The sequence below is a fragment of the Pseudomonas sp. TWR1-1-3 genome (genome assembly GCF_049896805.1).
In the GTDB taxonomy this organism is placed as follows: domain Bacteria; phylum Pseudomonadota; class Gammaproteobacteria; order Pseudomonadales; family Pseudomonadaceae; genus Aquipseudomonas; species Aquipseudomonas bubulae.
In genome coordinates, this window is the sequence record NZ_JAFCUZ010000002.1 from 438,756 (window position 1) to 453,484 (window position 14,729).

The 14,729-nt window shown below is 58.8% G+C and carries 13 protein-coding genes; 8 read left to right on the forward strand and 5 right to left on the reverse strand.

Annotated features, from left to right (window positions below; genetic code table 11):
* Positions 1–148: 148 nt before the first annotated feature.
* On the forward strand, positions 149–2,791 hold the full coding sequence (gene mprF / locus ACP7BE_RS09530) for a bifunctional lysylphosphatidylglycerol flippase/synthetase MprF (protein ID WP_095019818.1): 2,643 nt from the start codon (positions 149–151) through the stop codon (positions 2,789–2,791).
* Positions 2,791–4,071, forward strand: coding sequence for a virulence factor family protein (locus ACP7BE_RS09535; protein WP_095019817.1), 1,281 nt, complete (start codon positions 2,791–2,793; stop codon positions 4,069–4,071). The genes mprF and ACP7BE_RS09535 overlap by 1 nt, the downstream gene beginning before the upstream one ends.
* A gap of 170 nt (positions 4,072–4,241) precedes the next feature.
* On the opposite strand, the gene ACP7BE_RS09540 is transcribed toward ACP7BE_RS09535, so the two are convergent.
* Positions 4,242–6,143 carry a potassium transporter Kup gene (locus ACP7BE_RS09540; RefSeq protein WP_095003028.1) on the reverse strand — a complete coding sequence of 634 codons (1,902 nt, stop codon included), beginning with the start codon at positions 6,141–6,143 and terminating at the stop codon, positions 4,242–4,244.
* 304 nt (positions 6,144–6,447) lie between these two features.
* Here ACP7BE_RS09540 and rimO point away from each other — a divergent pair, with 304 nt between their 5' ends.
* From rimO to tsaA, 5 genes are all read left to right on the forward strand, one after another.
* Positions 6,448–7,788: a 30S ribosomal protein S12 methylthiotransferase RimO gene (gene rimO / locus ACP7BE_RS09545; RefSeq protein ID WP_086795996.1), complete on the forward strand. Its 1,341-nt coding sequence runs from the start codon at positions 6,448–6,450 to the stop codon at positions 7,786–7,788.
* 104 nt (positions 7,789–7,892) lie between these two features.
* Entirely contained in the window at positions 7,893–8,357 is a 465-nt protein-coding gene (locus tag ACP7BE_RS09550) for a GNAT family N-acetyltransferase (protein WP_426105650.1), read from the forward strand.
* A gap of 71 nt (positions 8,358–8,428) precedes the next feature.
* Complete coding sequence (locus ACP7BE_RS09555; protein WP_426105652.1) at positions 8,429–9,139, forward strand: rRNA pseudouridine synthase; 711 nt, start codon at positions 8,429–8,431, stop codon at positions 9,137–9,139.
* A gap of 80 nt (positions 9,140–9,219) precedes the next feature.
* Positions 9,220–9,681 carry a DUF1456 family protein gene (locus ACP7BE_RS09560; RefSeq protein ID WP_095003025.1) on the forward strand — a complete coding sequence of 154 codons (462 nt, stop codon included), beginning with the start codon at positions 9,220–9,222 and terminating at the stop codon, positions 9,679–9,681.
* Between the two features lie 134 nt (positions 9,682–9,815).
* A complete protein-coding gene (tsaA, locus tag ACP7BE_RS09565; RefSeq protein WP_095019814.1) occupies positions 9,816–10,511 on the forward strand; it encodes a tRNA (N6-threonylcarbamoyladenosine(37)-N6)-methyltransferase TrmO in 696 nt (231 codons plus the stop codon).
* 121 nt (positions 10,512–10,632) lie between these two features.
* On the opposite strand, the gene fpr is transcribed toward tsaA, so the two are convergent.
* Positions 10,633–11,412 (reverse strand): ferredoxin-NADP reductase, encoded by a 780-nt coding sequence (gene fpr / locus ACP7BE_RS09570; protein WP_019827846.1) that lies wholly within the window; start codon positions 11,410–11,412, stop codon positions 10,633–10,635.
* A 117-nt stretch (positions 11,413–11,529) separates the two neighbouring features.
* Here fpr and ACP7BE_RS09575 point away from each other — a divergent pair, with 117 nt between their 5' ends.
* Entirely contained in the window at positions 11,530–12,456 is a 927-nt protein-coding gene (locus ACP7BE_RS09575) for a LysR family transcriptional regulator (protein ID WP_095003023.1), read from the forward strand.
* Here ACP7BE_RS09575 and ACP7BE_RS09580 read toward each other — a convergent pair.
* The 3 genes from ACP7BE_RS09580 to ACP7BE_RS09590 all read right to left on the reverse strand — a co-directional run bounded on the left by ACP7BE_RS09580 (position 12,453) and on the right by ACP7BE_RS09590 (position 14,600).
* Positions 12,453–12,815, reverse strand: coding sequence for a diacylglycerol kinase (locus ACP7BE_RS09580; protein WP_016779774.1), 363 nt, complete (start codon positions 12,813–12,815; stop codon positions 12,453–12,455). The genes ACP7BE_RS09575 and ACP7BE_RS09580 overlap by 4 nt on opposite strands.
* Before the next feature lie 75 nt (positions 12,816–12,890).
* Positions 12,891–13,541: a response regulator transcription factor ErdR gene (erdR, locus tag ACP7BE_RS09585; RefSeq protein ID WP_095003022.1), complete on the reverse strand. Its 651-nt coding sequence runs from the start codon at positions 13,539–13,541 to the stop codon at positions 12,891–12,893.
* Between the two features lie 303 nt (positions 13,542–13,844).
* Positions 13,845–14,600: a tRNA-uridine aminocarboxypropyltransferase gene (locus ACP7BE_RS09590; protein ID WP_095003021.1), complete on the reverse strand. Its 756-nt coding sequence runs from the start codon at positions 14,598–14,600 to the stop codon at positions 13,845–13,847.
* Positions 14,601–14,729: the final 129 nt, after the last annotated feature.

Sequence of the window (14,729 nt, forward strand, 5' to 3'; positions counted from 1 at the left end):
TGCTGCCCGCCAACAATTACCCTTTTTTCTCAGACCAATCCTGAACCTCAGGCAAACGGCTGAACACATTTAGAAATATTTTGACCAAAAGGATTGGTAACTTGAGCCTATGCCTCCATCCTATCGCGCACGATCCACGAGGTGATTGATGCCCGATAACTCGCCAGAACCCAAAGAAGCCGTTACAGCAGCCCACCCCATAGCCGCGACCCGTTTGCGCTGGCTGGATTTGCTGAGCAAGTATCGCCAGCCCATTGGGCTCGCGCTCACGCTGCTGTTATTTGCAATAGCACTGATTGCGTGTCGCCATCTGTTAAGCGAACTTGACCTGTACGCCCTGCATGACTCGATCCTCGAAGTTCCCAAGCCCGCCCTCTTCGGTGCCGTGGCTGCGACTGCCGCGGGCTTTATCATCCTGCTCGGTTATGAGTGGTCAGCCAGCCGCTATGCGGGGGTAAAACTGCCACCCAAAACCCTGGCACTGGGCGGCTTTACCGCCTTTGCCATTGGCAATGCCATCGGCCTGTCGCTGCTGTCCGGCGGCTCTGTGCGGTATCGCCTTTATGCCCGGTATGGCGCGGGGGCGTCAGAAGTCGCCCATATGACTCTGTTTGCCAGCCTGTCGCTGGGCTGCGCCCTGCCACCGCTGGCGGCACTGGCCACATTGAGCAATTTGCCCGCAGCCTCCGCCGCCCTGCATATCCCGGCCTGGATATTGGGTGCTATCGCTTTTGCGGTGCTGGCCCTGTTTGCCTTGCTGGCAATAGGAATCTACCGCCGACGCCTGCCCGAGCAGCCGATCCCGGACAACCTGCTGGTCAAGGCCGGGCGCCGCACATTACGCCTGCCAAGTGCGCGCCTGACCTTGCTGCAACTGGTCATTACCGCTCTGGACGTCGCGGCCGCCGCCACGGTGCTCTATCTGCTGCTGCCTGAAGCACCGCCCTTCGGCGCATTTATGCTGGTTTACCTGCTGGCCCTGGCGGCCGGCGTGCTCAGCCACGTCCCCGGCGGTGTCGGGGTGTTTGAGGCAATCTTGCTGGCAGCCTTCGCCGACAAGCTCGGCGCCGCACCATTGGCGGCAGCCCTGCTGCTGTATCGCATGATCTATGTGATTCTGCCGCTGCTGATTGCCTGCCTGATGCTGCTGATGACCGAAGCTCAGCGCCTGATTCACACCCGCCAAAGCCTGCGGGTTGCGTCAGGCCTGGCCGCTCCGGTACTGGCCGTGCTGGTATTCATGTCCGGCGTGGTTTTGCTGTTCTCCGGCGCCACACCGGAAATCGACACGCGCCTCGAACACATCGGTTTTCTGATCCCCCATCGCCTGGTCGACGCTTCGCACTTTGGCGCCAGCCTGATCGGCGTGCTCTGCCTGCTTTTGGCCCAAGGCTTGCGCCGCCGCCTGTCCGCCGCCTGGATGCTGACCACTATCCTGTTGCTGGTCGGCGCCGTGCTGTCCCTGCTGAAAGGCTTCGACTGGGAGGAAGCCACTATCCTGGTTCTCACCGCCAGCCTGCTGGGCCTGTTCCGCCGCTCTTTCTACCGCCCGAGCCGCCTGACCGAACTGCCCTTTTCACCGCTATATCTGGTGGCCAGTGTCTGCGTACTGGGTGCCTCGATCTGGTTGCTGTTGTTCGCCTATCAGGACGTTCCTTATAGCCATCAACTGTGGTGGCAGTTCACCCTTGACTCGGACGCACCACGGGGCCTGCGCTCGCTGCTGGGTGCCGCGGTACTGCTGGTGGTCGTATCCCTGACCTGGTTGCTGCGCACCGCCCGCCCGGTGATCCACCTGCCCGATGCCACCGAACTGGAAAAGGCCGGCAAGATCATCCTTGCCTCCGACCAGCCCGACGGCGGCCTCGCGCTGACCGGCGACAAGGCCTTGCTGTTCCACCCCGACGACAACGCCTTCCTGATGTACGCTCGCCGCGGGCGCAGCCTGGTGGCGCTGTACGACCCGATCGGACCGCCCCAGCAACGTGCCGAGTTGATCTGGCAGTTTCGCGACCTGTGCGACACCGTCCATGCCCGCCCCGTGTTCTATCAGGTACGCGCCGAGAACCTGCCGTTCTATATGGACATCGGCCTGACCGCGATCAAGCTCGGTGAAGAAGCCCGGGTCGACTTGCACCGCTTTGATCTCGAAGCCAAGGGCAAAGAGATGAAGGACCTGCGCTACACCTGGAACCGTGGCACCCGTGACGGCCTGTCACTGGAAATCCACGAACCGGGTGAGGCACCAATGGATGAGCTCAAGGTCATTTCCGACGCCTGGCTCACCGGCAAGAATGTGCGGGAAAAAGGCTTCTCACTCGGGCGCTTCAGCGAGGACTACATCAAGCACTTTCGCATCGCGATCATTCGCTTTGAAGGCAAGCCGGTGGCCTTTGCCAACCTGCTTGAGACCCACAGCCATGAGCTGTCGAGCCTCGACCTGATGCGTGCCCACCCCGACGCCCCAAAACTGACCATGGAATTCATGATGGTCGGCCTGATTCAGCATTATAAAAAGCATGGATACGCCCGTTTCAGCCTGGGAATGGTACCTCTGTCCGGCCTGCAACCGCGTCGCGGCGCACCCTTGACCCAACGTTTGGGTTCGATGCTGTTCCAGCGCGGCGAGCACCTGTACAACTTCCAGGGTTTGCGTCGCTTTAAAGACAAATTCCAGCCCGACTGGGAACCTCGTTATATGGCCGTACCCGCCGGACTTGATCCGCTGGTGGCACTGGCTGATACCGCCGCCCTGATTGCAGGCGGCTTGACTGGATTGGTGAAACGTTAATGAAACATCGTTCCTGGCGGTTTTTGTTGCTTGCCTTGATAGTTCTGGTCGCCCTGGCAGCAGGCGGCTATTGGTGGTGGAATCGCCCGGCTCCGGAACCGACGATTGAACACCTGGGCCAGAGCGATGGCTCGACCTTGACCAGGGTCACACCCGGACAGAGAGCCCAGGCCCGGGTGGTGATTGCCACTCCGGCCGAAGAAGCCCTGAACGACAAGCAACTCATGGCCCTGAGCCGCGCAGGCAAGGCGCAACTGGTGCAAGTGATCCTGCCCAAGGACGACTGCACCCTGCAACAGCAAGCACTGCAAACCGCGCTACAGCAGCTCAAGGGGCCTGCAACCCTGGTCAGCGGCATAGGCCCTGGGGCCACTCTGGCCTGGCGCTGGCTGGCCGCGCAAACCAACGACAAGGCGCAAGCCGTATCGGTGGGTTTCAAGCTGGAAGAACCCGGCTGCACACTGCCCGTTCCGAAAACTGCCACCCACGGTAACTGGCTGGTGGCCTGGAACGACAACCCTGATGACCCGAGCGCGGCTTTTGTACGCGATCAACCGAATGCGCAGACCAGCATCAGCGACTACGACATTCACTACCCACAAGTCCTGAGCAACGAGCTGCGCAAAATCCTGGTGGGCGATGAAAACGGCGGGCTGAGCATGCCGGTGGTCGAAGTACCTGCCGGCCAGCAAAACAGCACCGTGACCCTGTTCCTCTCCGGTGATGGAGGCTGGCGGGATCTGGACCGTGACGTGGCGGGCGAGATGGCCAAGATTGGCTACCCGGTGGTGGGCATCGACATGCTGCGCTACTACTGGCAGCACAAGACCCCCGAGCAAAGCGCCACCGACCTCACCGAGCTGATGCAGCACTACCGGCAAAAATGGGGCACCCAGCGCTTTGTACTGGTGGGCTATTCGTTTGGTGCAGATGTTTTGCCGGCCACCTACAACCGCCTGCCTGAAGCGGAGCAAAAGCGTGTCGACTCGATCATGCTGCTGGCCTTTGCCCGCAGCGGCAGTTTTGAGATCCATGTCGATGGCTGGCTGGGCAAGGCTGGCGCAGAAGCGGATACCGGCGAAGAAATGTCCAAGCTGCCAGCCAGTAAAGTCGTGTGCATCTATGGCGCAGAAGAAGTCGATGAAAGCGGCTGCACTGCCAAGACCGCGGTCGGCGAAAGCCTCAAGCTGCCCGGCGGCCATCACTTCGACGAGAATTACCCGGCCCTCGCCCAGCGCCTGGTGGACCTGATCAAGAAACATCAGGCGACGGCCCAATAAGTCAGCCTTTGTGGGAGCGGGCTTGCCCGCGATAGCAACGACTCGATCTGCCAGATACACCGAGCCGCCTGCATCGCGAGCAAGCCCGCTCCCACAGTTACAGGCCCCGGCTTAACCAAAAAAGCCCCGACTCTCGCGAGCCGGGGCTTTTTTATTGCGCCTGGACGGGTTTACATCTCGACCTGCGTCCCCAGCTCAATCACCCGGTTAACCGGCAGCTTGAAGAAGCGCAGGTTGCTATTGGCATTCTTGAGCATAAAGGCGAACAAGGCTTCACGCCAACGCGCCATGCCCACCAGTTTGGAGGTAATCACTGTCTCACGGCTAAGGAAGTAAGTGGTGCGCATCGGGCTGAAATCCAGCTCATCAAGATGGCACAGCTTCAGCGCCTCAGGCACATCCGGTTCATCCATAAAGCCAAAGTGCAGGATCACCCGGAAGAACCCGTCACCATAGGCGTCCACCTCGAACCGTCGCGAAGCGGGCACTCGCGGCGAGTCTTCGTTGACCACCGTCAGTAATACCACCTGCTCGTGCAGCACCTGGTTGTGCAGCAAGTTGTGCAACAGCGCATGAGGCACGGCATCCGGGCGCGCGGTCAGAAACACCGCCGTACCCTTCACCCGATGCGGCGGCTGCACCCGGATGCTACTGATAAACAGCGGCAGCGGCAGCGCGCTTTCGTCAAGACGATCCACCAGTAGTTGCTTGCCGCGGCGCCAGGTGGTCATCAGGACAAACAGCACTATGCCCGCCAGCACCGGAAACGCCCCGCCCTGGAAGATTTTCGGCACGTTGGCAATAAAGAACAGACCGTCCACCAGCAAAAAGCCGATCAACACGGGCACGGCCAGAACAGGTGGCCACTTCCACAACAGCAACATCACTGCCGACACCAGAATACTGGTAATCAGCATGGTCCCTGTGACCGCCACCCCATAAGCCGAAGCCAGGGCACCCGAAGACTCAAAGCCCAGCACCAGCAAAATCACCCCGACCATCAGCGACCAGTTCACCGCGCCAATGTAGATCTGGCCCTGTTCGGCGCTTGAGGTGTGCTGGATATGCATGCGCGGGATATAACCCAGCTGAATTGCCTGATGGGTCAGGGAGAAGGCTCCGGAAATCACGGCCTGGGAGGCAATCACCGTCGCCAGCGTGGCCAGCCCGACCAAAGGAATCAACGCCCAGGCCGGCGCCAGCAGATAGAACGGGTTGCGCGCTGCCTCAGGATTTTCCAGCAGCAAGGCGCCCTGGCCAAAGTAGTTGAGCACCAGCGCGGGCAACACCAGGATGAACCAGGCCCGGGCTATTGGCTTGCGACCAAAGTGGCCCATATCGGCATACAGTGCCTCGGCGCCGGTCAGCGCCAGCACCACGGCACCCAGAATGGCAACGCCCATGCCCGGGTGAGAAACAAAGAACCGCACGCCCCATAGCGGGTTCAGCGCATTGAGCACTTCAGGGTGCTGAACGATACCGTGGATCCCCAGGCCGCCCAGCACCACAAACCACACCACCATGACCGGCCCGAACAGCTTGCCGATACTGGCCGTGCCATGGCGCTGAATCAAAAACAGCAGCACCAGCACAATCAAGGCCAACGGCACGACCCAATGCTCCAGGCCGTCGAATGCCAGCTCAAGCCCTTCTACGGCGGATAGCACCGAGATCGCCGGGGTAATCATGCTGTCGCCGTAAAACAGTGCCGCACCGATCAACCCCAGGATCACCAGCACCGAACGCAACTTCGGATAAGGCGACGCCGCACGCCTGGCCAGTGCGGTCAGGGCCATGATGCCACCCTCCCCTTCGTTGTCGGCGCGCAGGATAAACAGCACGTACTTGATCGAGACCACCCAGATCAGCGACCAAAGAATCAGCGCCAAAATACCGAAGACACCGTCATGGTTGACCTGCACACCATAGCCGCCGGAAAACACCTCTTTGAGGGTGTACAACGGGCTGGTACCGATATCGCCGTACACCACTCCGACCGCTGCAACCAGCATCCCGATAGGCTTGGCCTTCGAGTGACCGTCTTCTGCCGCCTGACTGCTTGCCTGCCCCATCAACCACTCCTACGACCATTGACCGCGTTTCTTAATGGCTTGCGCTACATTTGATCAGCAGCATGCGCTGATTTCCCGAGTGTTAGCTACGGCTCCTGCCTACAAAATCACGTTAGTTAAAAACCCTGCTTTCGCAACGGCGCGCAGCATAGCGCAGCACTCGTCGCAAATCCCCGTATAACGCTGGTCAAGTGCGTTGACCATAGCTAAAATTGCGCACTTTTTTTGATCAGAGGCGCAATAAGCGCCCGTTCGTCGTGCAGCCTTTACGGGCATGTAACGTCACTACATACCGAGGTTCGCCATGTCCACCGTTACCACCAAGCCAGCCAACCCAAAGGTTGGCTTTGTTTCCCTGGGTTGCCCGAAAGCACTGGTCGACTCCGAGCGCATCCTTACGCAACTGCGCATGGAAGGCTATGACGTCGTCTCAACCTATCAGGACGCCGACGTCGTGGTGGTCAACACCTGCGGCTTTATCGACAGCGCCAAGGCCGAATCCCTGGAAGTGATCGGCGAAGCCATCAAGGAAAACGGCAAGGTCATCGTGACCGGCTGCATGGGTGTCGAAGAAGGCAATATCCGCGACGTGCACCCAAGCGTACTGGCCGTGACCGGCCCGCAGCAGTACGAGCAGGTCGTCAACGCCGTGCACCAGGTAGTGCCGCCGCGCCAGGATCACAACCCGCTGATCGACCTGGTGCCGCCACAGGGCATCAAGCTGACGCCACGTCACTACGCCTACCTGAAGATTTCCGAAGGCTGCAACCACAGCTGCAGCTTCTGCATCATCCCGTCGATGCGCGGCAAGCTGGTCAGCCGCCCGGTGGGTGACGTGCTCGACGAAGCCCAGCGCCTGGTCAAGGCCGGCGTCAAAGAGCTGCTGGTGATTTCCCAGGACACCAGCGCCTACGGCGTTGACGTCAAATACCGCACCGGCTTCTGGAACGGTGCTCCAGTCAAGACGCGCATGACCGAGCTGTGCGAAGCCTTGAGCTCGCTGGGCGTATGGGTGCGTCTGCACTACGTTTACCCGTACCCGCACGTTGACGAACTGATCCCGCTGATGGCCGCCGGCAAAATCCTGCCGTATCTGGACATCCCGTTCCAGCACGCCAGCCCGAAAGTGCTCAAGGCCATGAAACGCCCGGCGTTTGAAGACAAAACCCTGGCCCGGATCAAGAACTGGCGTGAAATCTGCCCGGAACTGATCATCCGTTCGACCTTTATCGTCGGCTTCCCGGGTGAAACCGAAGAAGACTTCCAGTACCTGCTCGACTGGCTGACCGAAGCTCAACTGGATCGCGTGGGTTGCTTCCAGTACTCGCCGGTAGAAGGCGCACCTGCCAACCTGCTGGACGCGGCCATCGTGCCGGATGACGTCAAACAGGATCGCTGGGATCGCTTTATGGCCCATCAACAGGCCATCAGCGCAGCACGCCTGCAGATGAAGATCGGCAAGGAAATCGAAGTCCTGATCGATGAAGTCGACGAGCAAGGCGCTGTAGGCCGCTGCTTCTTCGATGCCCCGGAAATCGACGGCAACGTATTTATTGCGACCGAAAAAGATATCAAGCCGGGTGACAAGATCATGTGCCGCGTCACCGACGCCGACGAATATGACCTGTGGGCTGAAGTGATCTAATTCGCGACTGCCTCGCAAAAAGCCCTGCCGCTCTCGCGCCAGGGCTTTTTTTACGGCTATCGTAAACCCATTGCCTTCCACACCTGTGTCAGGAGACACGCTCGATGCAACAACAATGGGTCATTAATACCCCACGTCTTACGGACTTCGCCGAACTAACCGACGTATGGGAAGCATCTGTTCGTGCCACCCATGATTTTTTACCTGACAGCTATATTCAACTTCTGCGCGGCCTGGTCAAAGACCAATATCTGGACGCCGTCATGCTGATCTGCTGCAAGGACCCGGTCAGCAAACGCATTACCGGCTTTGCCGGAGTCGCGGCCGGCAAAGTTGAAATGCTGTTTGTTCACCCGGATTACCGGGGGCAAGGCATCGGCAAATGCCTGTTAATGTTCGCCATCAATGAACTGAATGCTGAACGCCTCGACGTCAATGAGCAAAACTCGCAAGCCATCGGCTTTTACCTCAAACAGGGGTTTGAGGTGATCGGCCGCTGCGAAAAAGACGGCATGGGCCAGCCCTATCCCCTGCTGCACCTGCGGTATAAACGCCCAGCACGTGCATAAGGCAAATGTAGCCGGGCTTAACCGGCGCCAGGCGGGTACAATAGCCGCCCAATTCCTTTACGGCCCCTGTCATGTCTGAACCGATACGTCTCTCCAAACGCCTCATCGAACTCGTCGGCTGCTCCCGCCGTGAGGCCGAACTGTTCATTGAAGGTGGCTGGGTCACGGTAGATGGCGAAGTCATCGACGAGCCACAGTTCAAGGTCGACAACCAGAAAGTCGAGCTGGACCCTGAAGCCAAGGCCACCGCGCCCGAGCCTGTGACCATTTTGCTCAACGCCCCGGCGGGCCTGGATACCGACAGCGCCATGGCGTTGATCGGCCCGAACACCCTGAGCGAAGAACACCGCTTCGGCAAGCGCCCGCTCAAGGGCCACTTCCTGCGCCTGAGCGTTGGCAATGAGCTGCAAGCCAACGCCAGCGGCCTGCTGGTGTTTACCCAGGACTGGAAGATCGTGCGCAAGCTGACGGCCGATGCCAGCAAGATCGAGCAGGAATACGTGGTCGAGGTCTCTGGCGAAATGGCCCCCCACGGTCTGAACCGTCTCAACCACGGCATGACCTACAAGGGTCGCGAGCTGCCTGCGGTCAAGGCCAGCTGGCAGAGTGAAAACCGCCTGCGTTTTGCGATGAAAAATCCGCAACCAGGTGTGATTGCCCTGTTCTGCCAGGCGGTAGGCCTGACCGTGATTTCCATGCGCCGGATTCGTATCGGCGGCGTGTCGATGGGCAAGTTGCCCGTAGGCCAATGGCGCTATATGAGCGCCAAAGAAAAGTTCTAACGACTTACAGCCCTACCCCGAACATTTCGACACCGCAGCAATGCCTGCGGTGCTCACTGCTGAATATCAGGATTACCCAAATGATTCATAACGACGTACTGCGCAGCGTGCGCTACATGCTCGACATCAGCGACAACAAGGTTGTCGAAATCATCAAGCTTGGTGGCCTGGAAGTTACCAAGGAAGATGTACTGACCTACCTGAAAAAAGACGAAGAAGAAGGTTTTGTACGTTGCCCTGACGACGTGATGGCGCACTTCCTGGATGGCCTGGTGATCTTCAAGCGCGGCAAGGACGAAAGCCGTGCGCCAATGCCGGTCGAGCTGCCGGTGACCAACAACATCATTCTGAAAAAACTGCGTGTGGCCTTCGAACTGAAGGAAGACGACATGCACGCCATCCTCAAGGCTGCGGGCTTCCCGGTGTCCAAGCCCGAGCTGAGCGCCCTGTTCCGCAAGTTCGGCCACACCAACTACCGCACCTGTGGCGACCAGTTGCTGCGCAACTTCCTCAAGGGCCTGACCCTGCGCGTTCGCGACTGAAAACACACCTCCTGTGGGAGCGGGCTTGCTCGCGATAGCAGCACCGCAGTGATTCAGATCGACCGAGCCGTCTGAATCGCGAGCAAGCCCGCTCCCACAAGAGCCTGTTCTGACCCACCAGCCCGATATCTCCCATGCCCTACACCGTCTCCCCCATCGGCTTTGTGCGCTCCTGCTTCAAGGAGAAGTTCGCCATCCCGCGCCAGCCACAACTGGCACCGGCCGCCCGTGGCGTGCTGGAACTGGTCGCACCCTTTGACCAGGGCGATGCGGTGCAGGGCCTGGAGCAGGTCAGCCATGTCTGGTTGCTGTTTGTGTTTCATCAGGCACTTGAAGACAAGCCTCGCCTCAAGGTGCGCCCGCCACGCCTGGGCGGCAACAAGTCGATGGGCGTGTTTGCCACCCGCGCCACCCATCGCCCGAACGGCATCGGCCAGTCAGTGGTCAAGCTGGACAAGGTAGAAGCCAATCGCCTGTGGATTTCCGGCATCGACCTGCTCGACGGCACGCCGATTCTGGATATCAAACCCTATGTGCCCTACGCCGATATCATCAGCGATGCCAGCAATGGCATGGCCAGCGCCGCACCGGTATTGATCCCCGTGCAATGGGCCGACAGCGCCCTGCAACAGGCCCACAGGGAAGCCCTGCGCCTTCAGGAGCCGCTGGTGGAGCTGATCGAGCAATGCCTGGCGCAAGATCCACGCCCTGCTTACCAGACGCCCACAGCCGAACGAGAATACGGCGCGCAGTTCTGGGATCTGGATGTACGCTGGCATTACCCCGAGCCTGGTTTGATCCGTGTACTTGAGGTGATTCCCAAGCCGTGACCTGAAACGCAATGTGGGAGCGGGCTTGCTCGCGATTACGGCCTGTCAGTCACCCATGCGGTGGCTGACACTCCACAATCGCGGGCAAGCCCGCTCCCACATTTGTATCGATCTGCGTTTGTTACTTCTCGACGAAAGCACGCTCGATCAGGTAATCACCCGGCTCTCGCATACGCGGCGAAACTTTCAGGCCGAAGCTGTTAAGCACTTCGCTGGTCTCGTCGAGCATGCTCGGGCTGCCGCACAACATGGCACGGTCGTCCTGCGGGTTGATCGGCGGCAGACCGATATCGCTGAACAGCTTGCCGCTGCGCATCAGGTCGGTCAGGCGGCCTTCATTCTCGAATGGCTCGCGGGTCACGGTCGGGTAGTAGATCAGCTTTTCACGCAGCGCTTCGCCGAAGAATTCGTTCTGCGGCAGGTGCTCGGTAATGAATTCGCGGTAAGCGACTTCATTGACGTAACGCACACCGTGGCACAGGATCACTTTTTCGAAACGCTCGTAGGTTTCCGGATCCTGGATAACGCTCATAAAGGGCGCCAGACCGGTGCCGGTGCTGAGCAGGTACAGATGCTTGCCCGGCTTCAAGTCGTCCAGCACCAGCGTACCCGTAGGTTTTTTGCTGATGATGATCTCGTCGCCTTCCTTCAAGTGCTGCAACTGGGAGGTCAGCGGGCCATCAGGCACCTTGATGCTGAAGAACTCCAGATGCTCTTCCCAGTTCGGGCTGGCAATCGAGTAGGCACGCATAAGCGGACGGCCATTGGGCTGTTGCAGGCCGATCATCACGAACTGACCGTTCTCGAAGCGCAAGCCCGGGTCACGGGTACACTTGAAGCTGAACAGGGTGTCGTTCCAGTGATGAACACTGAGGACACGTTCGTGGTTCATGTTGCTCATGTACGGGGCTCCTAAATTCGCCTGCGCTGACTATGGGCGCGATTGCACAGCATTCTAATGGCGGCGACAATATCTGTTAACTGAATTATCAAGATAAGGGTTATCGGTTATATCGATATGCGATTTACTCTCAGACAACTCCAGGTTTTCGTCGCCGTCGCCCAACAAGAGAGCGTGTCTCGCGCTGCCGGCTTGTTGGCCCTTTCACAATCTGCTGCCAGTACCTCGATCACCGAACTGGAGCGCCAGACCAGCTGCCAGCTGTTCGATCGTGCCGGCAAGCGCTTGAGTCTCAACGCACTGGGCCGGCAATTGCTGCCACAGGCTGTCGCATTACTGGATCAGGCCAAGGAGATCGAAGACCTGCTTAATGGCAAGTCCGGTTTTGGCTCATTGACCGTCGGCGCGACACTGACCATCGGCAACTACCTGGCCACCCTGCTGATCGGCAGCTTTATGCAGGCGCACCCGGAAAGTCAGGTCAAGCTGGTGGTTCAGAACACGGCTCATATCGTGCAACAAGTCGCCCACTACGAAATTGATCTGGGTCTGATCGAAGGCGATTGCGCCCACCCGGATATTGAAGTGCAGAGCTGGGTCGAGGATGAACTGGTGGTGTTTTGCGCCCCGCAGCATCCACTGGCGGCTCGTGGCCGCGCCACACTTGACGAGCTGACCCGTGAAGCCTGGATTTTGCGCGAACAAGGCTCGGGAACTCGCCTGACGTTCGACCAGGCCATGCGCCATCATCAAACGTCGCTCAATATTCGCCTGGAACTGGAACACACCGAAGCGATCAAGCGCGCCGTTGAGTCGGGACTGGGCATTGGCTGCATTTCACGCCTGGCGTTGCGTGACGCTTTCAGGCGCGGCAGCCTGGTGGCAGTGGAAACGCCTGAACTGGATCTGGCCCGGCAGTTCTTCTTTATCTGGCACAAAAAGAAGTATCAGACATCCGCCATGCGCGAATTTCTGGAGCTGTGCCGCGCCTTCACCGCCGGGGTTCAGCGCAGCGACGAGATCGTATTGCCAACCATTGCTTAAAGCAGGATCACTGCCCACACCACGGCAATCATGGTCAGCACCACAAACTGGGCAGCGCTGCCCATGTCCTTGGCGTTTTTCGACAAGGGGTGCAGGTCGAGGGAGATTCGGTCAACCACCGCTTCAATGGCCGAGTTCAACAACTCGACAATCAATGCCAGCAGGCACACAGCGATCAGCAATGCGCGCTCTACGCGGCTCACATTTAGCAAGAAGCTCAGCGGGATCAGGATCACGTTGAGCAGCACCAACTGCCGAAAAGCCGCCTCGCCCGTAAAGGCTGCGCGCAAACCGTCCAGCGAGTAACCGCCAGCATTCAAAATCCGTTTAAAACCGGTTTTACCCTTGAAAGGCGACATAGATAGGCAACTGCACAAAAAATGAGAGGGGAACGCTAGTTCACGCTTCGTCAAAAAAGCGTGAAGATTCGCAGATTAATGACTCGAAATTGATTCAAGTTGCTGCAAGAGTAGCGCGGCCTGGGTGCGAGTGCGAACCCCCAGCTTGCGGAAAATCGCCGTAACATGGGCCTTGATGGTTGCCTCGGAAACGCTTAGCTCATAAGCGATCTGCTTGTTCAGCAAACCTTCGCAGACCATGGTCAGCACGCGGAACTGCTGGGGCGTCAGGCTGGCCAGCCCTTCGCTGGCCGCTTTGGCCTCGGCCGAGACCTGAACATCCTCAAACGCCTGGGGCGGCCATGACACATCACCATCCAGTACGGCACGTACGGCCTTCTGGATGTCTTCCAGCGAACTGGATTTCGGAATAAATCCGCTGGCTCCGAACTCGCGGGAACGCACCATGATCGAGGCTTCTTCCTGGGCCGACACCATCACCACCGGAATTTGCGGGTATTGGCCACGTAACAACACCAGGCCGGAGAAACCGTAAGCACCCGGCATGTTCAAATCGAGCAGTACCAGATCCCAATCTGCCTTTACCGCCAGCTGTGCTTCAAGCTCGGCAATACTGGCGACCTCTACCAGGCGAACATCAGAGCCCAGACCCAGGCTCACGGCCTGGTGCAGGGCACTGCGAAACAGTGGATGGTCGTCGGCAATCAGGATTTCGTATGTGGCCATTGTTTAAATGATCCCGTTTTTCAGGCGAGCACTGATCAATTCCAGCACTCGCTAAGGCAACTCGAGCAAAAGCTCAAAGACTGTGCGTCAAAGGGCGCGATTTACGCGAAACGTCGGCAAATATAAGTGTTTTGACAGCTGCGATAGCCGAATCGGCGCCAAGCATGCCCAGCGAAACAAGGGTGGTCAAGCTGAAAACCTGACACCCGGGTCCACGTAGAACCCCTTAGAGCGCCATCATCGAAAAACCCGCCATGCTGCGCGCTTACATCTGTTGGAAAATTGTAGCGCTACTTCTTTAGTCTATTGAGCCCGATTCTGGGGAAGGTCTTTTACAAAAACGCCCAGTTCCTGGTGCGCTGCGCTGGACTCATTGATCGGCAACTGGTTCTTGGCATCCAGATAATGCTGACTGAAGACATCGAAGTAGGCATCCAGCGCACTTGAGGCCTGGGAGTCACCGGCAAGTTCAAGACACAGGCTGGCAACTTCCGCGGTACACAGATGCTCGCTGCGGGTAGAGCGGCGCAAGCGGTAACGCGAAAGCCGCTCAGGCAGCAGGCTCAAAATCGGCAAGGTGTCGAAGTACGGGCTTTTGCGGAAAATCTTGCGTGCTTCGGTCCAGGTGGCATCCAGCAGAATAAACAACGGACGCTTGCTGCTGTCCAGATCCACCGTGTGCGTTACCCGCTCAGGCGCGACGTACTCGCCGGGAAACACCAGATACGGCTGCCATTGTGGATCGGCCAGCAACGCCAGCAAGGCTTCGTCGGTTTCAGTGCGTGACCAGATAAAGGCAAAATTGTCTTTGACCACATCCGCGATCAACCAGCCGGTATTGCTGGGCTTGAACACTTCCTTTTTAGTCATGACCAGACACACCCCCGAACGTGTCTCGACCCGGGGTCGCCAGCTGCACAGGCAGTGGCTTTCGATCACACGGCAGGTATGGCAACGCGGAGCCCGCGAGCCGCGGGCCAGGTAGGGCTTGGTGCTCTCCTCTTCACGCTCGTCTCGTAAACGGGCTACAGCATTCGGGGAAAAGGTCGTCAGGGTCATGATTTTTACTTTAAAGGCGCCAAGCGTCCATTCGCCAGAATTGGCGCATAAACGGATTCACAATAGAAAGGAGCCAAGTTTACCAGAGGCGCGATTCCATGACCTTTGGCATTTCCTGCATGGCTATGC